Origin of the sequence: Arthrobacter sp. K5 (assembly GCF_040448525.1) — a bacterium.
GTDB classification, from domain to species: Bacteria; Actinomycetota; Actinomycetes; order Actinomycetales; family Micrococcaceae; genus Arthrobacter; species Arthrobacter globiformis.
On record NZ_CP159279.1, the window covers coordinates 2692687 to 2716685 of the forward strand.

Annotated in this window: 21 protein-coding genes and 1 riboswitch; of the genes, 13 read left to right on the top strand and 8 right to left on the bottom strand. The window is 67.8% G+C overall.

Going from position 1 to position 23999, the window contains the following annotated elements:
* The first annotated feature begins 79 nt into the window (after positions 1-79).
* The 5 genes from ABRP34_RS12210 to pabB all read left to right on the top strand — a co-directional run bounded on the left by ABRP34_RS12210 (position 80) and on the right by pabB (position 4993).
* Positions 80-589: a MarR family transcriptional regulator gene (locus ABRP34_RS12210; protein WP_353710393.1), complete on the top strand. Its 510-nt coding sequence runs from the start codon at positions 80-82 to the stop codon at positions 587-589.
* A gap of 51 nt (positions 590-640) precedes the next feature.
* Positions 641-1456, top strand: a complete 816-nt coding sequence (locus ABRP34_RS12215; protein ID WP_353710394.1) for a methyltransferase domain-containing protein — start codon at positions 641-643, stop codon at positions 1454-1456.
* Between the two features lie 57 nt (positions 1457-1513).
* Positions 1514-2137 carry a LysE family transporter gene (locus tag ABRP34_RS12220; protein ID WP_003803213.1) on the top strand — a complete coding sequence of 208 codons (624 nt, stop codon included), beginning with the start codon at positions 1514-1516 and terminating at the stop codon, positions 2135-2137.
* A gap of 116 nt (positions 2138-2253) precedes the next feature.
* Entirely contained in the window at positions 2254-2820 is a 567-nt protein-coding gene (locus tag ABRP34_RS12225; protein ID WP_353710395.1) for a low molecular weight protein-tyrosine-phosphatase, read from the top strand.
* Positions 2821-2935: 115 nt separating this feature from the next.
* Complete coding sequence (gene pabB / locus ABRP34_RS12230) at positions 2936-4993, top strand: aminodeoxychorismate synthase component I (protein WP_353710396.1); 2058 nt, start codon at positions 2936-2938, stop codon at positions 4991-4993.
* 71 nt (positions 4994-5064) lie between these two features.
* Here pabB and cls read toward each other — a convergent pair whose 3' ends face one another.
* Positions 5065-6540, bottom strand: coding sequence for a cardiolipin synthase (gene cls / locus ABRP34_RS12235; RefSeq protein ID WP_353710397.1), 1476 nt, complete (start codon positions 6538-6540; stop codon positions 5065-5067).
* A 93-nt stretch (positions 6541-6633) separates the two neighbouring features.
* Between cls and ABRP34_RS12240 the strand changes: the two genes are divergently transcribed.
* Together ABRP34_RS12240 and ABRP34_RS12245 are read left to right on the top strand one after the other, a co-directional pair.
* A complete protein-coding gene (locus ABRP34_RS12240; protein WP_003803221.1) occupies positions 6634-7566 on the top strand; it encodes an aminodeoxychorismate lyase in 933 nt (310 codons plus the stop codon).
* Between the two features lie 152 nt (positions 7567-7718).
* Positions 7719-8816: an EAL domain-containing protein gene (locus ABRP34_RS12245; protein WP_353710398.1), complete on the top strand. Its 1098-nt coding sequence runs from the start codon at positions 7719-7721 to the stop codon at positions 8814-8816.
* 33 nt (positions 8817-8849) lie between these two features.
* On the opposite strand, the gene ABRP34_RS12250 is transcribed toward ABRP34_RS12245, so the two are convergent.
* From ABRP34_RS12250 to ABRP34_RS12260, 3 genes are read right to left on the bottom strand one after another with little or no spacing between them, the layout of a single operon-like run.
* On the bottom strand, positions 8850-9899 hold the full coding sequence (locus ABRP34_RS12250; RefSeq protein ID WP_353710399.1) for a cysteine synthase family protein: 1050 nt from the start codon (positions 9897-9899) through the stop codon (positions 8850-8852).
* A complete protein-coding gene (locus ABRP34_RS12255; RefSeq protein WP_353710400.1) occupies positions 9896-11587 on the bottom strand; it encodes an aromatic amino acid ammonia-lyase in 1692 nt (563 codons plus the stop codon). Before ABRP34_RS12255 ends, ABRP34_RS12250 begins: the two co-directional genes overlap by 4 nt.
* Before the next feature lie 4 nt (positions 11588-11591).
* The gene (locus tag ABRP34_RS12260; RefSeq protein WP_353710401.1) at positions 11592-12920 is read right to left on the bottom strand and encodes an NtaA/DmoA family FMN-dependent monooxygenase; all 1329 of its coding nucleotides are present in this window, start codon (positions 12918-12920) and stop codon (positions 11592-11594) included.
* A 230-nt stretch (positions 12921-13150) separates the two neighbouring features.
* Positions 13151-13265, top strand: a riboswitch (SAM riboswitch).
* A 13-nt stretch (positions 13266-13278) separates the two neighbouring features.
* Here ABRP34_RS12260 and ABRP34_RS12265 point away from each other — a divergent pair.
* The 4 genes from ABRP34_RS12265 to ABRP34_RS12280 all read left to right on the top strand — a co-directional run bounded on the left by ABRP34_RS12265 (position 13279) and on the right by ABRP34_RS12280 (position 15922).
* Complete coding sequence (locus ABRP34_RS12265) at positions 13279-13587, top strand: DUF1737 domain-containing protein (RefSeq protein ID WP_003803230.1); 309 nt, start codon at positions 13279-13281, stop codon at positions 13585-13587.
* Positions 13584-13994 (top strand): rhodanese-like domain-containing protein, encoded by a 411-nt coding sequence (locus ABRP34_RS12270; RefSeq protein WP_003803232.1) that lies wholly within the window; start codon positions 13584-13586, stop codon positions 13992-13994. The genes ABRP34_RS12265 and ABRP34_RS12270 overlap by 4 nt, the downstream gene beginning before the upstream one ends.
* A 1-nt stretch (position 13995) precedes the next feature.
* On the top strand, positions 13996-15204 hold the full coding sequence (locus ABRP34_RS12275; protein WP_353710402.1) for an O-succinylhomoserine sulfhydrylase: 1209 nt from the start codon (positions 13996-13998) through the stop codon (positions 15202-15204).
* Positions 15205-15547: 343 nt separating this feature from the next.
* Entirely contained in the window at positions 15548-15922 is a 375-nt protein-coding gene (locus tag ABRP34_RS12280; RefSeq protein ID WP_050934359.1) for a YegP family protein, read from the top strand.
* Positions 15923-15956: 34 nt separating this feature from the next.
* On the opposite strand, the gene ABRP34_RS12285 is transcribed toward ABRP34_RS12280, so the two are convergent.
* On the bottom strand, positions 15957-16229 hold the full coding sequence (locus ABRP34_RS12285; protein ID WP_353710403.1) for a DUF1905 domain-containing protein: 273 nt from the start codon (positions 16227-16229) through the stop codon (positions 15957-15959).
* Positions 16230-16334: 105 nt separating this feature from the next.
* Between ABRP34_RS12285 and ABRP34_RS12290 the strand changes: the two genes are divergently transcribed.
* On the top strand, positions 16335-18896 hold the full coding sequence (locus ABRP34_RS12290; protein ID WP_353710404.1) for an AMP-binding protein: 2562 nt from the start codon (positions 16335-16337) through the stop codon (positions 18894-18896).
* Positions 18897-18912: 16 nt separating this feature from the next.
* On the opposite strand, the gene ABRP34_RS12295 is transcribed toward ABRP34_RS12290, so the two are convergent.
* The 3 genes from ABRP34_RS12295 to ABRP34_RS12305 form a co-directional block, all read right to left on the bottom strand.
* A complete protein-coding gene (locus ABRP34_RS12295) occupies positions 18913-19566 on the bottom strand; it encodes an aspartate/glutamate racemase family protein (RefSeq protein WP_353710405.1) in 654 nt (217 codons plus the stop codon).
* 271 nt (positions 19567-19837) lie between these two features.
* Positions 19838-21070, bottom strand: coding sequence for a glutamate--cysteine ligase (locus ABRP34_RS12300; protein ID WP_043419079.1), 1233 nt, complete (start codon positions 21068-21070; stop codon positions 19838-19840).
* Between the two features lie 152 nt (positions 21071-21222).
* Positions 21223-22746: a UDP-N-acetylglucosamine 1-carboxyvinyltransferase gene (locus ABRP34_RS12305; protein WP_353710406.1), complete on the bottom strand. Its 1524-nt coding sequence runs from the start codon at positions 22744-22746 to the stop codon at positions 21223-21225.
* A gap of 238 nt (positions 22747-22984) precedes the next feature.
* On the opposite strand from ABRP34_RS12305, the gene ABRP34_RS12310 reads away from it, so the two are divergent.
* Positions 22985-23980 (top strand): hypothetical protein, encoded by a 996-nt coding sequence (locus ABRP34_RS12310; protein ID WP_353710407.1) that lies wholly within the window; start codon positions 22985-22987, stop codon positions 23978-23980.
* Positions 23981-23999: the final 19 nt, after the last annotated feature.

Below are 23999 nucleotides of genomic sequence, written 5' to 3' on the forward strand. Positions count from 1 at the left end.
GATACATACGAACTTCCCATGGAGTGCGGACGGCCGGACGGTAAACTCCGGAAGGCAACACTGAGGAGAGGAGGCGGACGTGGCCGAGAAGCCTGACACCCCGCGGCAGTCCGACGGACCCTCCGCCCCGGGCGCGCAGCACCTCCTGGTACGGCTGCTGCAGGAGTTCACCCTGGAGGCCAACCGCTACGTTGATTCTGCAGGCGGCCGGAACGACATGCACCGGACCGACCTCAATGCCCTCGCCGCCGTCATGAGGCACGCAGCGAACGGCGACGTCGTCACCCCGGGAACGCTGCGGAAGGAACTGAACCTCAGCTCCCCGGCCACCACGGCACTGGTTGACCGGCTGTGCGGCTCCGGGCACCTGGTCCGCGTCCGTGAAGGGCAGGACCGGCGGCAGGTGCAGCTCCGGATGACGGACAAGGCGTACCGGGACGGCTCCGCCATGTTCCTGCCGCTTGCCCGCCGCATGGACAGCGCCATGGCCGGGTTCACCGCGCAGGAACTCGAGACGGCCGCCCGGTTCATGGACGCGATGATCGCCGCAACGGTCCAGGCCAGCCAGGAAGCTTCCGGCGCGCCATAACGCCCCCTTCCACTACCTGCCCGAGGTGCGGAGAAGGAGTAGCGTTTCCCTATGAGCGCGCAGCAGCCGGAAGATGTCTACACTCACGGCCACCACGAGTCCGTGGTCCGGGCCCACGCCTCGCGGACGGCGGAGAATTCGGCCGCGTTCGTCATCCCGCACCTCACCCCCGGCGCGTCGGTGCTCGACGTCGGGTGCGGGCCGGGCAGCATCACGTGCGACTTCGCGCTTCTGGTGGCCCCCGGGAAGGTGACGGGACTGGACCGCTCCCCCGATGTGATCACCCACGCCCGCGAGCTGGCAGCCGACCGCGGAGTGAAGAACGTTGAGTTTGTAGCCGGCAACATCTACGACCTTGATTTCGAGGACGACACCTTCGATGTGGTCCACGCCCACCAGGTCCTGCAGCACCTGACCGATCCGGTGGAGGCGCTGCGGGAAATGCGGCGGGTGGCCAGGCCCGGCGGCATCGTTGCCGTCCGTGACGCGGACTTCCACGGCATGAGCTGGTATCCCGCCATTTCCGAGCTCGACGAGTGGATGGAGCTCTACCAGCGGATCGCCCGCCGGAACGGTGCCGAGCCCGACGCCGGCCGCCGGCTCGTCTCGTGGGCCCAGTCCGCCGGCTTCACGGATGTGGCGCCGACCAGCAGCAACTGGCTCTACGCCACCGGGCAGCAACGCCGCTGGCAGGCCAGGGTGTGGGGCGAGCGCGTGCTGCATTCCGCCTTCGCGGAGCAGGCCCTCGAGTACGGCTTCGCGCAGGAGGCCGACCTCACACGCATCTCGGCCGGCTGGCACCGCTGGGGCTCCACCGACGACGGCTGGTTCCTCATTCCCAACGGCGAGGTCATCGCCCGGGCGTGAGGCGGGCCACGCGTGTGAGCGGAACGCCCCGCCCCGGGGGCCGACTAAACTTGATGGGTGCAACTCTCCCTTTGGCTGGCCCTCGCGGGTGCCGGCGTCCTCATCAGCTTCACGCCGGGCGCAGGTGCCATCAACACCATGAGCAACTCGCTGACCGCGGGATTCAAGCGCTCCATCTGGGGCATTCTGGGGCAACAGGCCGCCCTGATCCTGCACGTCATCGTTGTGGCCCTCGGCGTCGGCGTCCTGGTTGCCGGCTCCCCGGTCGCCTTCAACGCCATCCGCTACGCCGGCGCCGCCTATTTGGTGTACCTCGGCATCAGGCAGTTCCTGCGCAAACCTGACCTGGACCAGGAGAAAGTCGCAGCGCTCCGGAACGAGCCGGCCTGGTCCATGTTCCGGCGGGGACTGTGGGTCAACCTGCTCAACCCCAAGGCCATCGTGTTCTTCCTGGCCTTCATGCCGCAGTTCATCCGGCCCGCCAGCCCGCTCCTGCCCCAGTACGCCGTGCTCGCCGCGACCGTGGTGCTCATCGACGTCCTCGTCATGTGGTTCTTCTTCGCGGCGGCGGCAAAATCGTTCCAGCGCTTTACCCACAATGCCCACGGCCAAACCGTTCTGAACCGGATTTTCGGTGTCCTGTTCGTCGCGGTGGGCGTGCTGCTGGCATTCATCCACTGACCACGAAGCACCCCCGGCGCACTTTTGTGACGGCCAGGCCAGCCAACTTTACGCAGAGCGCCGATCATAAGGGCACTTACTAGCCAAGCGGGGTTGGCATCCTCCATGCTTAGCCAATGAACTCAACGACGAGCCCATACCGCGTCATCGCCGTCTGCACGGGTAACATCTGCCGGTCGCCCATGGCGGAGCTGATGCTAAGTGCCGCCTTCGCGGAGGCCGGGCTCGCCGACGTCGTGATCGTTGATTCGGCAGGCACTACTGCCTACGAGGTCGGACGCCCCATCGATCCGCGGGCTGCACGGAAACTCACCGCCCACAACCTTTTCTCGGACCGTCACGTTGCACGGGAATGGCAATCCGACTGGTTCACCGAACGGCACCTCATACTGGCGCTGGACGTGGACCACTATGGCTGGCTGCGGGCCTCGGCCCCGGACGACGAGTCGCTGTCCCGGATCCGCATGCTCCGCAGCTTCGACCCCGCCCTGGAGGACGGCGATCCGCTCGAGCAGGGCATCGAGGACCCCTGGTACGGCGGCCACGCCGACTTCGACGCAGTCTGGGACCAGGTCCAGGCTGCTGTCCCGGGCATCGTCCGCTACGTGCAGGACGCAATCGCGCAGGACGCACCCGCCGCTGACCGGAACGAGGCCGGCACCGTCGCGGCCCCTGCCCGGTGAATGTACGGATGGACTGGCACCGGGCCTGCAGCGGCAAGCGCCACGGCCACCCGGCCGGCGGCAGCCCGCTTCACAACGACCAGGTTAGGGACAGCCAGCAGGTACGCTCTATTTCATGACCCCCGCACCTGTGATCATCGCCATTGACGGGCGGTCCGGCGCAGGTAAAACCACATTGGCCATCGAGCTCGCGGCCACACTGCGGAACCACCACAAAGTCTCGCTGTTCCACCTGGAGGACATCTATCCCGGCTGGGACGGACTGTCGGCCGGCATCGAACGCTACGTCACCACGGTGCTGGCTCCCCTGAGCCGCGGCGAAGCGGCCACGTGGGTCAGCTGGGACTGGGAAAACCATCACGACGGCGACCCGCGGGTCACGCTGCCCGCCGAGATCGTGATCGTCGAGGGTGTTGGGGCCGCCGCAGCCGCCGCCAGACCGCATCTGGATGCCGTCATCTGGGCGGATGCCCCCGACGGCGAGCGCCGCACGCGCGCGCTGGCACGTGACGGCGAGACGTACGAGCCGTTCTGGGACCAGTGGGCCGGGCAGGAGGCGGAACTCCTGGCCGCGGACGACATCCCGCAGTATGCCCATGTCCGGGTCCTCAACCGTGCGGACGGCACCGCCCCCGCGGACGCCCTGCAGGCACTTACTTACCTCCCGGCGCTCACCACGGCTCTGGTTCCCGAGCTCTCCTCGCGGCGCGGCCTGCGCCTGCTGTCGGAACGCATCGAGGCCAGTCCTGATCCCGCCATACTTTTCCAGGCGCTGTACGCGACGTCCGGCAATGCCGTCTGGCTGGACTCCTCCCTGCGTTTGGCCGGAACAGCCGGTCCCGGCAAGGAAACCCCCGCGGCGGAACGCAGCCGCTTCAGTATTTTGGCGGACGACGGCGGCACGTTCGGCCAGTCTGTCCTGCACAGTTCCGGGGTCACCCGGATCACCGCCGGATGCGCCACGGCCAATGTGTCCGGCCCGTTCTTCCGCTGGCTGGAGACCGTGTGGGGACGGAAGGCCGTACGCGGGCCGGAGGACTACCCGTGCGACTTTGCGCTGGGCTGGCTGGGCTACCTCGGATATGAGCTCAAGCGGGAAACCGGCGGGCACGACATCCCCTCGGATGCGCCTGATGCGGGCCTGATCTTTGCCGGCCGGGGCGTGGTCCTGGACCACACGGACAACACGGTGTGGCTGCTTGCCCTCGACGCGCCGGATGCCGCGGCCTGGCTGGACCGCGCCCGTGAGGCGGTGGCCGCCGCAGCAGAATCCGGCGGCAGCACCGGCGTCGTACTTCCGGCGGCGAACGCCGCAGCCCCGACGTTTGCCGGCCGCGACACCGAGACGAGCTACAAGCGCAAGATCGCCGAGGCACAGCATCAGATCGCCGAGGGGAATTCGTACGAGGTCTGCCTCACCACCACCCTCGCTGCGGAGGTGCCGGCACTCGACCCGTGGGCCGCATACCTGGCACTGCGCCGGCGGAACCCGGCGCCGTTTGCAAGCTACCTGCGGTTCGGCGGGCTCACGGTGGCCAGCACGTCGCCGGAGCGCTTCCTGCGGATAGCGTCCGACGGCGGCATGCGCGCCGAGCCGATTAAGGGAACCCGCCGCCGGGCTGCTGACCCGGACGCCGACGCCGCCCTGCGCGAGGATCTGGCCACGTCCCTGAAGGACCGGGCGGAAAACATCATGATCGTGGACCTGCTCCGGAACGACCTCAGCCACTTCGCCGAGCCCGGATCGGTGACCGTCAGCCGGCTGTGCGAGATCGAAAGCTATGCCACGGTCCACCAGCTGGTGAGCACCATCGACGCCGTACTCCTGCCGGGGTCGCCGCGGGCCGAAGCCGTGGCCGCCTGCTTCCCGGCCGGCTCCATGACCGGGGCGCCGAAGATCAGCACCATGGCCATCCTGGACGGGCTGGAGGAGGGCCCGCGCGGCGTCTATTCGGGCGCGATCGGGTACTTTTCGCTGAACGGGGCCACAGATCTGGCGGTGGCCATCCGTACCCTGGTGATGCAGGACGGCGGCGAAGGCGGAAAGGTAAGGCTCAGCCTCGGCGTCGGCGGGGCCATCACGGCCGATTCCGTGCCGCAGGACGAGTACGAGGAGATCCGCACCAAGGCCTACGGCGTGCTCTCCACCCTCGGGTCGGCCTTCCCGGATTGAGTTTTTGTACAGATATCGCGGGCTAAAGGGCCTCTAAGCCGCTCCAGAGGTCGCGGGCTGCTGGCGCGCTTTTACTGGACCGTGGCCGTGAGGCGGGCTACGTTGTCCACGTATCTTGCCGCGAGAGGCCGGCGCATCCAGTCCTCGAGCCGCAGTTCGTGGGAGATGTCGCGGTAGGTGTCCTCCACGGCGCGCATGCTGTTCACGATGTCCGCACCCACAAGCATCACCGAAACCTCCAGGTTCAGGGAGAAGGAGCGCATGTCCATGTTGCTGGAACCCAGGACAGCCACCTCGTCGTCGATGGTGAAATGCTTGGCGTGGAGCACGAACGGGGCCTTGTACAGGTAGATCCGGACGCCGGCCCGCAGCAGGGCCTCGTAGTAGGACTGCTGGGCATGGTGGACCAGGAACTGGTCGCCCTTCTCCGAGACGAACAGTTCCACGTCCACGCCGCGCTGCGCCGCGGTGGTGATCGCGTAGAGCAGGGAATCGTCCGGCACAAAGTAGGGGCTGCAGACGGAAATCCGGTGCTGCGCCGAGTAGATCAGCGTGTTGAAGAGCCGGAGGTTGTTCTCGGTGGTGAAGCCGGGGCCGCTGGGCACCACCTGGGCCGTGACGCCACCCGGCGACGGCTCGGCAGACACCTGCAGCTGGTCCTCGAGTGACTCGTCGGTCTCGCTGAGCCAGTCGGTGGCGAAGACGACGTTGAGCGTGGGAACGATCGGGCCCCGCAGGCAGGCCATCAGCTCGATCCACTCCCGGCCTGCCTTGCGGTGCTTGGGGTTGTTGTAGGAGGGCTCGATCAGGTTCTGCGACCCCGTGAAGGCGACTTCGCCGTCGATCACCATGATCTTGCGGTGGTTCCGCAGGTCCGGCCTGCGCCACTGGCCGTGGATGGGAAGCAGCGGAAGCATCCGCCGCCACTGGATGCGGCTGGCCCTGAGGCGCTTCAGCAGCCTGTTATACCCCTTCACGCGCAGCGTTCCGATGTGGTCGAACAGCACGCGGACCTCGACGCCGCGGTCCGCCGCCTCTTCGAGGGCCGTGAGGAGGTCATCCGTGACGTGGTCCGTGCTCATAATGTAGAACTCGGCGTTGACGAAGCGCTTGGCCTTCCGGACGGCCTCGGTCATGGCGCGGATGGAGTCGGGGTAACCGGGAATCAGCTCCACATGGTTGCCGTCCACCAGCGGGATCGACCCGAGCCGGCGGTTGAGTTCGGCCGCCGACTGAACCCACTCGGGACCCGAATACTCACTGGCAACATCGGAAAGCGCCGCACTGCCGGCGCGGACCCGCTCGTTAACCTGCTGCTGCTGTTCGATGCGGCGGCGCGAGAGCTTGAAGTTGCCGAAGAGCAGAAAGAGGATCAGCCCCAGGGCCGGCACGAAGAAGATGCCCAGCAGCCAGGCCATGGCCGTGGTGGGCCGCCGGTTGCCCGGAATGATGCCCACGGCCAGGACCCGGATGACCAGATCCACGCCGCTGAGCAGCAGGATCAGCCAGGCCGGCAGTGTTTCCGCCAGCGGAAATGGCCACAACACAGTTGAAACCCCCGTTATTTCTTGCCTTCGCAGCCATTCCGGATGGAGCGGTGAGGCCAGCCTATCGGGCGCCGGCCGCACTAAGCTTGAGGCATGAGCTCTCGTACCTCCCACACAGTGCTGGTGTTCCTGGATCCCGACTATGTGAACGGCCGGCTTGCCGACCCCGAAAAGCCGCAGCTGATGGCCACTGACCTGGGCGCCACCCGCGGTGACGGGGTATTCGAGTCCATGCTCGCCGTCGCCGGCCACACACGGAAGATCCAGGCACACCTGGACCGGCTGGCCCGCTCGGCCCAGGCACTGGACCTTGAGATTCCGGGGCAGGACGACTGGCGCCGGGCAGTCCAGACCGGCGTCGCGGCGTTCCGTTCCGACAACCCCGCCCCCTCGCCGGAGCTGGACGAGGCCGTGGTCAAGCTCATCGTCACCCGCGGCGTCGAGGGCGCCGCCGCCCCCACCTGCTGGGTGCAGGTCTCCCCCGTGGCCGCGGCCGGCCGGCGCCAGCGCGAGACCGGCATCGACGTCATCCTCCTTGACCGCGGTTATGACAGCGATGCGGCCGAGCGTGCCCCGTGGCTGCTGCTCGGCGCCAAGACCCTGTCCTACGCGGTGAACATGGCCGCGCTGCGCCACGCCCACAAGCAGGGCGCGGACGACGTCATCTTCACGTCCTCGGACGGCCGCGTGCTGGAGGGCCCCACGTCCACCGTGCTGCTGGCGAACGTGGAGAAGAACGACGGCGGCGCAACAGTTAAGCGGCTCGTCACGCCGCAGCTGGACAGCGGCATCCTTCCCGGAACCTCGCAGGGCGCCCTGTTCGCCGCCGCCAAGGCCGCCGGCTGGGAACTGGGCTACGGCCCGCTGAAGCCCCAGGACCTGGTGGACGCCGACGCCGTGTGGCTGATTTCCAGCATCCGCCTCCTGGCCCCGGTCAACCACATTGACGGACGCGAAATCGGCACGCCGGCGCTCCGCAAGCAGCTGACCGCCGAGCTGAACGAGCTGTTTGCCGGCATCGAGTAGTAACAAAAGGGCACCGTTCGAAAAAATCTGGGACAAGCCGGTGCCCTGCGTTGTAGTCTTCTTCCACGGCCAACTGCCCGTACCCGCAGGGGTAATGGCACGCGGCCTGGTTCCGGGCTCAGCCGGAATGAGTACGTATAAAGGAATAGCCGATGTCTTGGGACGAGAATTCCCTTCCCGCATGGACAAACTCACCACCCACGGGCCTGGGGGCCCAGGCAGCGCTGCCGGGGGACATGGGTGGAATTTCCGTGCGCTGGCAAGCCCGCCAGATCATCACCGAACTGCTCGCCGAGACCGATCCGGCTAGCGAGTGGACCCGCGCCCAGCTGCGCGCCCTGTTCGAGGCACATCCGGATAATCCCGAACACGTGCTGCTTGAGCACCTCACCGCCACCACAGAGTTGGCCAACGCCGAGAACAGTGCCATCCCGGTCGGCGTGCCTTCCCGGGCTGTGGCTGCTCCTGAGCCGGTTCCTTTTACCCGGCGCAGCAGGAACCGGATTGAAGCCATTCTTTCCGACAAGATGCTGATGACCGCGTTCCAGCCGATCCGCCGGCTTCCGGAGGGGCAGGTGATCGGGGTCGAGGCCCTGACTCGCTTCGTCAGCGACGACGGCGCCAGCGCAGACCACTGGTTCAACGAGGCAGAGTCCGTCGGCCTGGGCACAGACCTTGAACTCGCGGCACTGCACCGGGCCCTCTCTGCTGCGCAGGCGGTGCCCGGCCACATGTTCATCGCCCTGAACCTGACACCGGCAACGTGCGCGGACCCAAGGATCACGGGGCTGCTGGAACATTCCCAGCTGGCCATGGACCGGATCGTCATCGACCTGAACGGCCCGATTCCCCTCGACCAGTACCCGGCCCTGACGGCCGCCATCGCTCCTCTGCGGCGCCGCGGGCTGCGGATCGCCGTGAACGGCGCCGAGGCCGGCTTCACGTCCATGGACCAGGTCCTGGAGCTGCACCCGGACGTCATCAAACTGGACCGGAGCTTCATCGCGGGCATTGAAAGCTCGCCCGGCCAGCGGCTCAGGGCCGCTGCCATGGCCGAACTCGCCCGGTACATCGATGCCGCACTCGGCGCCCAGGGCGTGGAGACGCCGGAGGAACTCGAGGCCGTGACCGAACTCGGCATGGCCGCGGCGCAGGGCTACCTGCTGGGCAGGCCCTCCGTCCACCCGCTGGACTGGAATGCCTGGATCCGTTCAGAAAGCGAGACGGCCACCAGCGGCCCTGCCTCCTGACGGGTTCCTGCGGGTCCGGTCCTCCGCCAGGTCCTAGTCCTCCGCAAGATCCGAGGCCAGGCGGATGTGGTTGTCCGCCAGCCACACAGGGTTGAAGGCCTTGCTCTGGTAGTTGCTGCCCGTGTCCGGGGCGATCGCCACCACCACTGACCCGTGCGGCGCCGCCCTGGCCACCCGGAGCGCTGCGGCCACCGTCAGGCCCGACGACGGCCCGAGGGACAGTCCTTCGTCGTTGAGCAGCCGGTGCAGCGTGGTGTACACCTCGTCATTCGGAATCCGCAGGAACCGGTCCAGCAGACCGTGATCGAAGACCTTCGGCCAGTCGGGCTTGGGCCAGGAGTTGCCCACACCGTCCACCAGGATCGGGCCGGGATGCCCGCCGCTGTAGACCGAACCGTACGGGTCCGCGCCGATTACCTCCACATGCCCGCCGGACTTCTCCTTGAGGTACCGCCCGTTCCCGCTGATGGTGCCGCCGGTGCCCACGCCGGCGACGAAGTGCGTCACCCTGCCCGCCGTCTGCTCCCAGATTTCCGGCGCCGTCCCCTCATAGTGCGCCCGCGGGTTGGCCGGGTTGTCGAACTGCAGCGGACGCCACGCGCCCGGAATTTCGGCCGTGATCCGGGCCGCGACCGCCCGCGCGTTGTCCGGCGAATCCGACGGCGCGCTCCAGTCGGTGAACACCACCCGCGCCCCGTATCGGTTGAGGGCCTCCAGCTTCTCCGACGAAATGGAATCACCCGTGACCACCACCACCGGATGGCCGGTCAGCGCCCCGATCAGCGCGAGCCCGATTCCGGTGTTCCCGGAGGTGCTTTCCACGATGGTCCCGCCGGGCTGCAGCTCGCCGCTGCGCTCAGCCGCCCGGACCATGCTCAACGCGGTCCGGTCCTTGATGGAACCGCCGGGGTTCTCCGATTCGAGCTTGACGAAGACAGTGCTCCCCAGCCCGCGGCTCAGCACGTCCAGCGGCACCAGCGGAGTGTTCCCCACCCGTGCCAGCACCGCACCGGCGTCCATCCCAGGATCCAGTACCTGCCCCACATGCCTTGCCTGGCGGCCGCTTCCTGTCACGGTGGTCATGATTCTCCTCCCCCATCATCCGGATATATTTCGTTCGGGCCACGGTCGTTCGGCCCGCCCACGTCCGGTCTCCGCAATTCGGGCAGTTCTGCCAACAGCTCCTCCAGCGCAGCACGGGTGCTGTCAACCAGCACCGCCGCCGGCAGCTGCCCGGCCAACAGCTCCGACAGCCGCGCCACGACGGCGCCGGTGCCTGCTCCAAGCTGCCGGATCTCCGCTTCCCGCAGATCCGTGCCCTGCGCCTCCGCCAACAGGTAGGAGGCCGTCAACGCCTCAATGGTCAGGAGCTTGGCCGCAGCCTCCACCGAGCGCTCCAGCTGCTGGAGGGCCAGCGGGGCCAGGGTGGAATGATCCTCCACGTCCGCGGACAGGGTGGGGGCACCGAGGGTGGCAGGCGCCGCCAGGAACTTCAGCTCTGCCAGCAGGCCGGCAGCCGAGTACCAGAGCAGTCCCGGCAGGTCTTCGGACGCGAGTGGAGTGCCGGCCCGGGCCGCCTCGAGGTTGAGCTGCCGGATCAGGCGCTGCGGCGGATAGAGCTTGGCCACCCGCCGCTCGCTGCTGATTCCGACATGCGCCAGTCCCAGTCGCAGGGCCTCGAACGCCAAGGCGAGCTGCATGGGCTGGAAGTTTCCGCCGGACACCATCCGGCCGGAGGCGACATCCGTCAGTGGGTTGTCGCCCCTGCCGTTGAGCTCCACCTCGAGCGCGTCGGCCAGGGCCGTGACCTGCGCCCGGAACGCACCGTGCGTTTGCGGCGCGGCGCGGAAGGACAGCGCGTCCTGGACCGATACCTGCCGCCGCGGGTCCTCCAGCCAGCCGCCGCGAACCAGCCGCCGGACGTTGGCCGCCGAGATGCGCTGGCCGTCCACTGACTTGGCCGACTGCACGGCCGGCGAGAACGGGCTGAGGTTCCCGCCGCCGTCGTACCTGGCAGTGGCCTCGAGGGACAGCGCCAGCGCGGTGTCCGCCAGATCGGCGAGCCGCCGGATGCGGCGGAGCTCCAGCGCGCCGGCGCCGATCGAATAGGAGTTGGCGCTGACCAGCGCCAGGGCCTCGCCCGGCGCCAGCACCAGCGGTTCCAGCCCGGCGGCGGTGAGCGCTTCCGCACCGTCCTGCAGGCCGCCGTCGGGAGCAAGCGCCTGTCCCTCACCGATGGCGACGGCGGCAACCGCCGCCAACTGGGTGAGGTCCGACGAGCCGACGGACCCGTCGCGCGGGACGGCGGGCACCACGCCCCTGTTGAGCAGCCCGGCATAGAAGCGGGCAGTCTCCGGACGCACCCCCGAGCCGCCCCGGGTGAACCCGATGAGCCTTGCCAGGATGAGGGCGCGGACTTCGTCCCGGTCCAGCAGTTCGCCGACGCCGCTGTGGTGGTAGCGCACCACCTGCAGCTGGAAGTCGAGGATGGATTCCTGCTCCACGGGAGTGTCCCGGCCGGAACCCAGCAGGGTGTTCAGGCCGTAGACGCGGTGGCCGGAGTCGATGGCGGCCTGCACCACCTCGCGGGACAGGCCCACAAGCTCGAGGGCTTCGGCACTGAGGACCACCTCCACCGCGGGATCGGCGGCTGCCGCGGCCATGTCATCGGCACGGATGTGGGCTGTGCCGATCAGGAACGTGCCGTGCCGGACGCCCGGCAACGGTCCGTCGTATCCCCCGGCTCCTGCCCTTGCACCAGCCCCTGCCATGGCGCTAGAAGTCCAGCAGGTTCCGGCGGAAGCCGCCGTCGCCGTAGCTCGTCCGCAGCAGTCCCCGCCTCCGGAGCACCGGCGCCAGCCTGTCCAGCACGCCATGAATGGTGGCCGGATCCACGAAGCCGGAGAAGAGGAAGCCGTCGCCGCCCACCGCAGCCCCGGTTTCCTCGAGGTAGTCGGCGATTTCCTCTGCGGTGCCGATGATGCTGTCGCCCGCGCCGCCGCTGCGTGCCTGCAGGATCTGCCGCAGGGTGGAACCCGGCGGTGCGGCCTTGGAGAAATGCTCCAGCGTGCCCTGGTTGCTGTTGGTGCTGAGCTCGGGGAGGGGCGCGTCGAGGTCGAACTGCTTGAAGTCGATGACGGACAGGTAGGAGATCGAGTTGAGCTGGCTGTCGATGTCCCGCTGCGTGAGTTCCCGGCGGGCAGCCCGCAGCTCCTCCGCCTCGGCCCTGGAACCGGTCACTGTGGGCTTCAGGACGAACAGCACCTTAACGTCGTCGGGGTTCCGGCCGGCCCCGGCGGCCTCGGCGCGGATGGAGTCCCGGTAGGCCTTCATGCCGTCCACGCCGCGGGCCAGGGCAATGGCAACATCCGCGTTCGCGCCGGCGAAGGCCTTGCCCCGCGGGGATGCCCCGGCCTGCACCAGCACCGGTTCCTCCGGCAGCGGTGCCGTGTTCAGAGGTCCCCGGACCTTGAAGAACTCCCCGTCGTGGTGGATCGGCCGGACCTTGGTGTGGTCGGCGAAGATGCCTGCCCGGGCGTCCTCCAGGATGGCGTCGGGTTCCCAGCTGCGCCAGAGCTTGCGCACGACGTCCACGAACTCTTCGGCCTTCTCGTAGCGGAGGTCGTGCTCGATCTGCTGGTCCAGCCCATAGTTCTGCGCGGCAAGGTCGCTGCCAGAGGTCACCACGTTCCAGCCCAGCTGCCCGTGGGAGAAGTGCTGCAGCGTGGCCAGCAGCCGGGCCGCGGTGAACGGCGGATAGAAGGAGGCGCTGATGGTGGGCACGATGCCGAGGTGCTCCGTGGCGGAGAGCAGATACGGCACCAGGGCCAGAGGATCGTGCTTGGGCGCAAAGGATGCCTGCGCCAGCGAAACCTCCGCGCTGCCGCCGTAGGTGTCGGGGACGGTGAGCGAGTCCTCGATGATGAACAGGTCCAGCCCGGCCCGCTCGAACTCCCGGACCGCGTGCTGGTAGGGGGCGGGCTTCTTCCAGTCATAGCCGATTCCGTAGCCGGGCGTCCCCCAGCCCTGAACCCCGAAGCCGTGGCCCACAAACCATCCAAAGTGCAGCATGGGAGTCACTGTATTCGCGGTCGAATCATTCACTGTGGCCTGGTTTCATCCGGCGTTACGGCGGTTCATCTCCCGTCATTATCCTCCCGGCCACCGGCTTTGTAACCGCAGCGCGGGGACTGCCGTCCCCACCCGCTCCCTTCCCTCGCAAGCTCGGCCAGGGAACCCGGCGGGCGTGGGCCCACCGCATTGTTTTTGATGCGTTACGGAACATGACGACGGCGGCGGTGCGCACCGCCGTCGTCAGTGTTACGTTTTTGGGGAGTAATGAGTACCGGCATGAAGCCCTGACTGGCCGGTCGGCAACCCTCCTTCCACGGCGGGGTGCCTCAGGTGAATACTCGGCATATCGACCACTTCGAGCTGCAAGCGTGAGAAAAGGAGATCCGTCGTGTCAGACGCCCCCGCCGTTGCAACGCTGCCGTCCCAGCAGGATAAACCTGAGGAAAAGCTGTCCTACCGCCTGATCACGGGCCCGGACGACCGTGCGTTCTGTGAGCGCATCTCGGCTGCCCTGGCCGAGGGATACGTGCTGCACGGCAGCCCGGCCGCCACCTTCAACGGCACCAGCGTGATTGTGGCGCAGGCCCTTGTCCTGCCCGCCGCCATCGCCACCGCAGATGCCGCCGTCGCCACCGCCGTGGACCGGCTGGACTCCGACGACGACCTCAGCGCCGAAGCCTACGAGGGCCACGCATGAGCTACGCCGGAGACCTCACCCCGCAGGACGCGTGGGCCAAGCTCGAGGAGGGCGCCGTCCTGGTGGATGTGCGCACCGAGGGCGAATGGGCGCACATCGGCATCCCGGACACCAAGGCCACGGAGAATGATCCTCTGTTCATCCAGTGGACGTTTCCCGGCGGCATTCCCAACCCCGACTTCGTCGAGCAGCTGAAGCAGCAGGCGCCTGAGGACAACCGCGTGGAGCTGGTGTTCCTGTGCCGCTCCGGCCAGCGCTCCATCGCCGCAGCCATCGCCGCCACACAGGCCGGTTTCACGGCCTACAACGTCCTCGAAGGCTTCGAGGGCGAACCCGACCGCTATGGTGAGCGGACCGTGAACGGCTGGAAGAACCGCGGCCTGCCGACGAACCTGGGAAAGAACTAAATTGACCTTTAATCACGACGCCGCCGGCTGGAGCCCCGATACCCAGGCCGTCCGCGGCGGGCTTGACCGCACCAATTTCCAAGAGACCACCGAGCCCGTCTTCCTGAATTCGGGGTTTGTCTACGAGTCCGCCGCCGCCGCCGAACGGGCCTTCACCGGCGAGGACGAACGCTTCGTGTACTCGCGCTACGGCAACCCGTCCGTGGCCACCTTCCAGGAACGTCTCCGGCTGCTGGAAGGCACAGAGGCGTGCTTTGCGACGGCGTCCGGCATGTCCGCTGTGTTCACCGCCCTGGGCGCCCTGCTCGGGGCCGGGGACCGCGTGGTCGCCAGCCGTTCCCTGTTTGGCTCCTGCTTCGTGATCCTCAACGAGATCCTCCCGCGCTGGGGCGTGGAGACCGTCTTCGTGGACGGTCCGGACCTCGAGCAGTGGCGTGCTGCCCTCTCGGTGCCCACCACGGCCGTCTTCTTCGAATCCCCGTCCAATCCCATGCAGGAAATCGTGGACATCGCCGCGGTCAGCGAACTCGCCCACGCCGCGGGCGCCAAGGTGGTGGCGGACAACGTCTTCGCCACGCCGCTCCTGCAGCGCTGCGGAGACCTCGGCGCGGACGTGATCGTCTACTCCGGCACCAAGCACATCGACGGCCAGGGCCGGGTGATGGGTGGCGCCATCCTGGGCACCAAGGAATTCATCGACGGTCCGGTCAAGCAGCTCATGCGGCACACCGGCCCGGCACTCTCCGCGTTCAACGCCTGGGTACTCACCAAGGGCCTGGAGACCATGGCGCTCCGCGTGAACCACTCCTCCGCCACGGCGCTGCGCCTGGCCGAATGGCTGGAGGCGCAGCCCGCCGTCAACTGGGTGAAGTACCCGCTGCTCAAGTCGCACCCGCAGTTCGAGCTGGCGGCCAAGCAGATGAAGGCCGGCGGCACCGTCCTCACGCTGGAGCTTGCGACGACGGCAGGCCAGTCGGGCAAGGAAGCCGCCTTCGCGCTTTTGGACGCCCTGAAGATCATCGACATCTCCAACAACCTTGGCGACGCCAAGTCGCTGATCACCCATCCCGCCACCACGACGCACCGGGCCATGGGGCCGGATGGACGCGCCGCGATCGGACTGAGCGATGGAGTGGTGCGGCTGTCCGTGGGCCTGGAAGACGCCGATGATCTCATCGCGGACCTGGAGCAGGCACTCAAGCAGATCTGACCCTCCAGGGTCCTGGCTTGCCGGATTTCGCCCTTCGGGATCCGGCTGTTTCTTACTTCCGATGGCGGGCCGTGAACGTGCGTTGCGCGGCACGTCCCTTCGTTTCGGGCGTCCTTGAGAACGGGGCTGCGCCACGGTTTAGTGGGTGGACAGGCAGGGTTTACCCAGGGTTTACACGGATGGTCTTGTGAGGTTCCGTGCGCACTGGGCAGACTCTAATAACACCGATGAACCGATCAAACCCCTGTCGGTTCAGCACCCCACCCAAGGAAAGACGCAGCGATGCGTTCGGGGCCGCGGCCGCGAAGACGCTGCGGCAGCCTCCCTGACCGGAAGGACCGCCATGGCCGGAGTTTTTGAAGTTTTTGTTGATGCAGAGTCCCAGTTCCGGTTCCGGCTGAAGTCTCCCGATGGGACTGTGCTGGCGATCTCCGCGCCGTTCGAGGACAAGCGCGCGGCCGCGGCCGGGATCGCGGACGTGCGCGAATGCGCCGGGACGGGGCTCATCACGGACCTTTCCCCGGCGGCAGCACAGGTGACGGCCAACGCCGCGGAGCAGGGATGCACTGTACCGCAGGTGCCTGCCCAGTCGCCGCTGTCGGCACGGGCCGAGCACCGCAGGCAGGGTTTCGGCAAGAAGCGCACGCCGTCCGATGCCACCGGAACGCCCTTGCGCCGGCAGGCGGCAGCGCCGGCCCGGTGGACCGGGGCTGCCTGACCGGCCGTCGCCATCTGGCGCCTTGGGGCCCTGCCTAGGGGCTGTTGACGACCAACCGGACCCCGACGTCGTCCCCTGCGGTTATGTGGGCAGCTATCCGCACCGCCCTCTTGACCGGCAGCAGGTAGGAGCCGCTGCCGGTGTCGGGAAAGATCGAGGTCTGCCACTGGTGGCCGGCGATGTCTGCCGTCACCTTCACCGAGCCAAACCCTCCGCGGAAGCCCGCGGACTCCTCGCGGATCTGGTCCGCAATATCCACGGGCAACGTAATGAAGTGCCAGCCGGATTCGCCCGGATACAACCACATTGGGGCCCTGAACTGGTAAGACTCGCTCACGGAGCGAGTATCGCACGCCGTAACAGGCCGCGGAACGGTTTTACTTAGGTAAGGCTTAACTAATATCCTCTTCCGGTGACCACGCAGCTTGATTTCGCGCGGGTGCCCTTCGCCGCCGATCTCGCGGGCCACGGGGACAGGCCCGCCATTCTTACCGACAGTTTCACCCTCAGCTACCGGGAACTCGCCGACAGGGTTGATGCACTCGCGCTCCGGCTAGGCACGCAGCGGCGCCTGGTGGCACTGGCGGCGGCGAATGACGTCGACTCCCTGGTGGCCTACCTCGCTGCCCTGGTTGGCGGCCACCCGCTGATCCTGCTTCCGGAGGACAAGCCGGCGGCGCTCGAGTCCCTGGTGGCCGCGTACGACCCCGACGTCGTGCTGCGTTCCGCCAACGGACAGACGCTGCTCGAGGAACGCAGGGCGGGCAGCCGGCACGAACTCCATCCGGATCTTGCGCTTCTGCTCAGCACCTCCGGCTCCACCGGGTCGCCGAAGCTGGTGCGCCTGTCCGCCACCAACCTGCAGGCCAATGCCGAGTCGATTGCCGAGTACCTGAACATCGGCCCGGCAGACCGCGCCGCAACCACCCTGCCGATGTCCTACTGCTACGGGCTGTCCGTGATCAACAGCCACCTGCTCCGGGGTGCGGGCCTGGTGCTGACCGACCTGTCCGTTGTTGATCCGTGCTTCTGGGAGCTTTTCCGCACCGGCGGGGCAACGTCGTTTGCCGCGGTGCCCTACACCTTCGAACTGCTGGAACGCGTGGGCTTTGCCGGGATGGACCTGCCTGGCCTGCGGTATGTCACCCAGGCCGGCGGCCGGCTCGCCCCCGAACGCGTGCAGGGCTACGCCGAACTCGGCCGCCGAAAGGGCTGGGAACTGTTCGTCATGTACGGCCAGACAGAGGCCACCGCGCGGATGGCCTACCTGCCGCCCGGGCTGGCCGCCGAGCACCCCGGTGCCATCGGCATCCCGGTGCCGGGCGGCGCCTTCCGCATCGAGCCCGTGCCCGGCCTCGAGCACGGCGAACTCGTCTACACCGGGCCCAATGTCATGCTCGGCTATGCGGAGACGCCGGAGGATCTCGGCGCCGGCCGCACAGTCCACGAACTCCGCACCGGGGATCTGGCCAGGCAGCACCCGTCCGGCGTCTACGAAGTGGTGGGGCGGCGCAGCCGGTTCGTCAAGATCGTGGGGCTCCGGGTTGACCTCGGCCAGGTGGAGCGCATCCTGGCCGACCTCGGCGTTGAAGCGGCGAGCGCGGGCACGGACCAGGGCCTCGTCGTCGCGGTCGAGGGCAGCCACGACACCCAGCTGCTGGCCAAGGTCCTCGCGCAGGGCATCGGGCTGCCCCGTGCGGCCCTGGAGCTGCACGCCGTCGAGCATCTCCCCCGCCTGGGCACCGGCAAAGTGGACTACCAGGCGGTCCTGGCGCTGTCAGAACCTGCGCTTTCGGAACCTGCGCCCTCAAAACCCGGTCCGGACCCGTCTGCCGGCCCCGACGACGTGCGGCGGGTCTTCCGCGACACGCTGGAGCGCGCGGACATCGGCGACGGCGACACGTTCGTTTCGCTCGGCGGCGACTCGCTGTCCTACGTGGCGACGTCCGTCCGCCTGGAGCAGCTGCTGGGGCACCTTCCGCCCGACTGGCATGTGACGCCGGTCCGCGACCTGGAGCAGCACGCGGGGACAAAGCCTGCCGGGAAGATGCGTCCGTTCTTTGCCCCGCTCGAAACCAGCATCGTGCTCAGGGCCGTGGCCATCGTGCTCATCGTCAGCACGCACGTGGGGCTGATGAAATGGCCCGGGATGGCGCACGTCCTCATGGCGGTGGCCGGGTACAACTTCGCCCGGTTCCAGCTCAGCGGGGACCGGCTTCCGCGGTTCAGGCGCCAACTCACCAGCCTGGCTCGGGTGGCGGTGCCCAGCATGGCCTTCATCGGGGTCGCCTACCTGATCACCGACCGGTACACCCTGGCCAACGTCCTGCTCCTGAACTCCGTGGTCGGTCCTGAAGCCGTGACTACGCAGTGGCATTTCTGGTTCATCGAGGTGCTGGTCTACATCCTCCTGGGCATGTCGGCCCTGCTGGCCATCCCCTGGGTGGACCGGGCGGAGCGGCGGTTCCCGCTGCTCTTGCCGCTTGCCGTCACCGGCCTCGCACTGCTCTCGCGCTATGACATCGTTGATCCCGGCATCCCCCACCCGTCGCCAACACTGTGGCTGTTTGCCCTGGGGTGGGCCATTGCCCGGACCCGGACGTGGGTGCAGCGGTGCGCGGTATCGGTCCTCGCGATGCTCACGGTTCCCGGATGCTTCTTCGGGGACACCCACCGCGAGCTGACGCTTGTTGCCGGAATCCTGCTGCTCACGTGGCTGCCCACCATTCCCGTGCCCAAGGGGCTGCAGCGGCTGGCGGTCCTGCTGGCCAGCGCTTCCCTCTACGCGTACCTCGTGCACTGGCTGGTCTACCCGCTGCTGGATGCAACCAGCCCGGCATTGGCGGTGGCAGCGTCCCTGGCGGCCGGTGTGGCCTACTGGGCGCTGTGTACGCGTGTCATGGGGGTGTTGAGCCGGAGTGGCTGGGCCAACCTCCGCCGCCGGTTCAGGCGGTCCAAGGCGCACACCTCCTGAACCAGACGGCCTGGGCTTAGACGGCCTGGAGGTCGCGGGATGCCACGGCGGAGACAAGCATGGAGCCCGCAGCCGTGACAGGGTCAATAACGGGAATTCCCAGCCTGCGCCGCAGGACGTCCGCCATGCCGATGCTCGTCAGTCCGGTAGTCGCCTCGAGGATGACATCCGCTCCGGCGTCCACCAGCATGTGGGCGGCGGCGAGAGTGTCGAAGATGCCAGTTGGCATGAGGAAGCCGTCCGGCGTTTCCACACTCTCGGGGCCATCGATCAGGAGCATACGCTCGCCGAGGGCATCGGAAATGGGCCCCGGCACGGAGTGCTTGAGGCCAAGGACGCCCACCCGGCCGCCGAAGGCGAAGGCGGCCGCAGCCGCTGCGGAGCCGGCACCGATCACGGGGATGTCCAGCAGGGCACGTGCCTCCGGCAGACCGGGGTCGGCGGCGCAGCTGATGACCAGCGCGTCGACGTCCGGAGCCATCTCCAGCGCGAGTTCCACCACCTTGGGTACGGCGCGCTGCAGCGAGTCAGCGTCGTGGACGCCGGAGGGCTGGTCCTGGATGCAGCGCGTTGTGACATCGAAGCCGAAGGTCTCGCGGAGCAGCCTTCCGTGTGAGTTGAGCAGGCGCCGGTCGGTAGTGGTCAAAGCCCTGATGATTCCTACGCGCATGGTGCGTTCCTTCCCCCGTGCGGTTCTTGTGATGCCACACTAGCCAGCCGAGGTTTCACGCGGTTTGCCGGAAAATGACCATCGGAAACATGCCCGCCTCACCAGCGCACCACCCGGGGCGCGAACGCACACTTAAGCCCCGCCGGCCGCGGCCACCCCGCGCGAACTGGCAGGTGATGCCTTCAAACGCGCGCTGTGAGGGCGTTAGCTGCCAGTTCGCGCGCCAGGAATGAGGCTTAAGTGTTCGTTCGGGCTGCGGGAACCGCGCGGGTCAGAGCTGCCGGACGCGCAGTAGCTCCGGGGCGACGTCGGTATTCGGGCCGACGTACCCCTCGGCTCCCTTGTGGGTGGCCCGCACGGCGTGTGCGACGACGGCACCCAGGCCGCCGTCGTCGGGATCTGCTTTGTCCAGCACCACCTGCCGGACGCCGCGCTGCTCTGCGGCGCCAGTACCGCGCGCGAGGATCTCCTCGATGCCCCGCCGGGCCAGGTCCAGCTCGCCGTTCTCGGCAAGCACCGGCTCCAGGAAGTCGACCAGCGAGCGCACCACATCCTCGGCGGGCACGGGCCGGAAGCTGCCGAAGTCGAGCAGTTCACCGCGCAGGCCGAAGTTGCTGGCCTGCCAGGCGGCCATCCGCAGCAGCACGGTCGGCACGGGCGTGGGCTCCACACCTTCACGCCATTCCCGGCATGCCGATTCCACGAGCGCCCGGACCAGGACGGCGATCAGCGCGGCGTCCTCGGCGCGGAGACAGACGTCCGCCACCCGCACTTCCACGGTGGGATGGTTCCGGGAGAGCCGTGCGTCGAAGTAGATCATGCCCTCGTCCAGCACCACGCCGCTGTCCAGCAGCCGGGTCACCACACGGCGGTAGGAGGACAGACTGCCGTAAATGGCAGACGGGCCCGACGACGGCCAGCGGTTCCATGCCTGCGTCCGGTAGCTCTCGAACCCGGTTTGCACGCCGTTCCAGAACGGCGAGTTGGCGCTGAGCGCGATCAGGACCGCCAGTTTGTCCCGGATTCTGTCCAGCACGGCCACGCCTTCGTCCGGGGATTCGATGAACGTGTGGACATGGAAGCCGCAGGTCAGCTGTTCCTGGGCGGTCAGGCCGAAACGTTCCAGCATCCTGGCGTAGCGCGGATCCGGCGTCGTGTGGCTGGAGAGGGCCAGCGGTGACGTGGCCAAGGCGGCAATCCGCGCACCGTGCGCCTGTGCGGCGCCGTCCGCCAATGCCCTGCCGGCACGGATCTGTCGCAGCAGTTCGGCATGGTCCAGGCACGGACGCGTCTGGGTCTCGATCTGTTCAAGCTTGAGTTCGGCGCTCAAGCCCATCTCGTCGTCGCACTGGGTTTCGGCCTTTTTCTTCACCAACCGGGGCTTGCCCGGGGCGTCATCGGCGGCGAGTTTGCGGCCCGCCAGCAGGGCATCGGCGAGCGCCAGCGGTTCCCCGCTGTCCGGATCAACGATCAGGAGCTCTTCCTCCACGCCAAAAGTCCGCATGCCTACATTGTGCGCCAGCACCGCGAAAACGTCCCCGACATGACGAAGCGCGAACGGGCACTTGTGGCCCCTGACCGGCCAGTCGCGGGGCTTAAGTGCTCGTTCGCGCTTCCTTGATGGGGCTTAAGTGTCCGTTCGCGCTAGAAGCGGGGTCAGTCCTGGAAGTACTCGATCTTGGCGCCGATGGTGTTGAGCCGCTCGGCGAGGTCCTCGTAACCGCGCTCAATAACGTAGATGTTGCGCAGCTCGGACACGCCGCGGGCCGCGAGCATGGCCAGCAGCAGGCAGGCAGCCGGACGCAGCGCGGGCGGGCAGCCCACCTCCGCGGCACGCCACCGGGTAGGGCCGTTGACGTAGATCCGGTGCGGGTCCAGCAGCTGCACCCGCGCGCCCAGCTTGTTCAGCTCCGTCAGGTAGATCGCGCGGTTCTCGTAGACCCAGTCGTGGATCATGGTCTGGCCCTCGGCGTTGCCGGCGATCACCGCGAAGAACGGCAGGTTGTCGATGTTCAGCCCGGGGAACGGCATCGGGTGGATCTTGTCCTCGGGCGCACGCAGTTCGGAGGGTTTGGTGGTCACGTCCACCAGCCGGGTGCGCCCGTTGCGGGCCATGTACTCGCCGGAGACCTCCAGCTGCTGGCCCATCTGCTCCAGCGTGGCCAGCTCGATTTCCATGAATTCGATGGGAACACGGCGGATGGTCACCTCGGAGTTGGTGACGACGCCGGCGGTGATCAGGCTCATCGCCTCGATGGGGTCTTCCGAGGGGAAGTACTCGATGTCGACGTCGATGGTCGGCTTGCCGGTGATCTTCAGCGTGGTGGTCCCGACGCCGTCGATCTCCACTCCCAGCCGCTGCAGGTAGAAGCAGAGGTCTTGGACCATGTAGTTGGGGCTGGCGTTGCGGATGACCGTGGTGCCGCAGCGGTGGGCAGCCGCCATGATGGCGTTTTCAGTCACGGTGTCACCGCGTTCGGTCAGCACGAAGGAGCGGTCGAGATCGTCGGTCGGGGGTGCCTGCACGGAGTAGAAGCCCGAGCTGGCCTCCACGGAGAGACCGAACTGGCGGAGTGCCTGCATGTGCGGCTCCACGGTGCGGATGCCCAGATCGCAGCCGCCGGCGTAGGGCAGCCGGTATTCGTCCGTCTCATCGAGCAGCGGGCCCAGGAGCATGATGACGCTGCGGGTCCGGCGCGCGGCCTCGACGTCCATGGACGCCAGGTCAAGGTCCGCGGGGCGGCGCAGGCGGAGGTCGTTGTCGTTGAGCCAGGTGCATTCGACGCCGATGCTGCTCAGGACCTCGACGATGCGGTTAACTTCCTCGATGCGGGCCAGCCGGCGCAGCGTCGTGGTGCCGCGGTTGATGAGGCTGGCGCACAAAAGGGCGACCCCGGCGTTCTTGCTGGTGTTGACCTCAACGGAGCCCGAAAGCGTCCGGCCGCCTTCCACGCGGAGGTGTGTCATCTGGGGTTTGCCGAGCTGGACGATGCTGCGGCCGAAGATCGTCTCCAGGCGCTGGATCATTTTCAGGCTTAGGTTCTGTTTGCCCTGTTCCATGCGCGCCACGGCGCTCTGGCTGGTGCCAAGTTCCGCGGCCAGCTGGCCCTGGGTCCACCCCTTCTGGCCGCGGGCGTCGCGGAGCAGCAGGCCAACGTGTTCAGCGGTCTGTTGAGTCATGGACAAAAATATATCAGGTATGAGTTATTTAGTCGCCATAGATGCGGATATCTTCCGGGGAGTGCCGTTGATATACCCGTTACATGCATAAACTTACGGTAACGGTCCGGAGGGTGTGACAGAATCCGTGGAGGCGCCCCACGGCTTCGTCAAGCGTCCTGCGCCCGCCTTGACCTCGGCGCGTACCGGGAGCAAGCTAGCGGTACCTGTTGCGGCCATAAGGGAACGGGAGGCCGCCGTGTCCATTTTTAGCTCCGCTGTGCTGACCAGGAGGCGCCCGGCCGGGCGCCGGGCTTCAGCGCTGCTGTCGTTCATGGTCGCCACCGCCGTGGGTTTTGTTCCGGGACCGCGGCTCGACGACGGCGCGCCGCCGGCCCCCGAATCGACCGTCACCGAGGCCTCGCCCCGGGCTTCCGCCGCTCCCACGGGCGACGCGCAGGCGCAACCGCCCGCGTCCCGGCCATCCCCGCAGCCGGCACAGTCCGCTTCCGCCCAGCCTGGCGACGAAGCCCCTGGCGACGACGAAACAGGCAACGAAACCCTGCTGGGCAATGACGTCTCCTGGCCGCAGTGCAGCGGCGACCTGCCTGAGGACCCTGCGTTCGCGATTGTCGGGGTCAACAACGGTCTGGCGAACACTACCAACCCGTGCCTCCACCAGCAGCTTGACTGGGCGGATGACTCGGCCGGCGGGACCGGCCAGCCGCGGTTGGCGCTCTACGTGAACACGGCCAACCCGGGGCTGCGCGGCTCCTGGTGGCCGACGAACAACGAGTACGGCGGCGAAGTCGTGGCCAACCCGTACGGCACCTGCCAGGGGCAGGACGACGCGGCGTGTGCCTACATGTACGGGTACGCCAAGGCCTTCGACGACGCCTACCTCCGCACCATTGCCGAGCCTGGGACGTACCTCTGGTGGCTGGACGTGGAGACGGGCAACAGCTGGTCAGGCGACAGGAACGCGAACCGGGCGGACCTCGAAGGCATGGCCGACTTTTTCCACAGCATCGGCGCCAGGGTGGGCATCTACTCCTCTGCCCGGCAGTGGGGGCAGATCGTGGGCGAAGTGGGATCGGCCAGCAGCCTCTACTCCCTGCCAAGCTGGCTAGCCGGGGCGCGCACCGCCGGCGAGGCCGCCAGCATGTGTTCTGCGGCGCCCCTCACCGCCGGTGGCAGGGTGGTCCTCACCCAGTTCGTGGCCGACGGCTTCGACCACGACCACTCCTGCATCTGAGGCCGGCCGGGAACGTTAG

Bases quoted from the DNA above. Each gene is read 5' to 3' on its own strand.
- ABRP34_RS12285 (WP_353710403.1), bottom strand. From the start codon at position 16,229: ATGTGGTTGTATCCGGGCGAATCCGGCTGGCACTTCATTACGTTGCCC.
- ABRP34_RS12300 (WP_043419079.1), bottom strand. From the start codon at position 21,070: ATGCGGACTTTTGGCGTGGAGGAAGAGCTCCTGATCGTTGATCCGGAC.
- ABRP34_RS12240 (WP_003803221.1), top strand. From the start codon at position 6,634: ATGAGCTCTCGTACCTCCCACACAGTGCTGGTGTTCCTGGATCCCGAC.
- ABRP34_RS12305 (WP_353710406.1), bottom strand. From the start codon at position 22,746: ATGACTCAACAGACCGCTGAACACGTTGGCCTGCTGCTCCGCGACGCC.
- ABRP34_RS12225 (WP_353710395.1), top strand. From the start codon at position 2,254: ATGAACTCAACGACGAGCCCATACCGCGTCATCGCCGTCTGCACGGGT.
- ABRP34_RS12295 (WP_353710405.1), bottom strand. From the start codon at position 19,566: ATGCGCGTAGGAATCATCAGGGCTTTGACCACTACCGACCGGCGCCTG.
- ABRP34_RS12270 (WP_003803232.1), top strand. From the start codon at position 13,584: ATGAGCTACGCCGGAGACCTCACCCCGCAGGACGCGTGGGCCAAGCTC.
- ABRP34_RS12215 (WP_353710394.1), top strand. From the start codon at position 641: ATGAGCGCGCAGCAGCCGGAAGATGTCTACACTCACGGCCACCACGAG.
- ABRP34_RS12255 (WP_353710400.1), bottom strand. From the start codon at position 11,587: ATGGCAGGGGCTGGTGCAAGGGCAGGAGCCGGGGGATACGACGGACCG.
- pabB (WP_353710396.1), top strand. From the start codon at position 2,936: ATGACCCCCGCACCTGTGATCATCGCCATTGACGGGCGGTCCGGCGCA.
- ABRP34_RS12250 (WP_353710399.1), bottom strand. From the start codon at position 9,899: ATGACCACCGTGACAGGAAGCGGCCGCCAGGCAAGGCATGTGGGGCAG.
- ABRP34_RS12245 (WP_353710398.1), top strand. From the start codon at position 7,719: ATGTCTTGGGACGAGAATTCCCTTCCCGCATGGACAAACTCACCACCC.
- ABRP34_RS12280 (WP_050934359.1), top strand. From the start codon at position 15,548: ATGGCCGGAGTTTTTGAAGTTTTTGTTGATGCAGAGTCCCAGTTCCGG.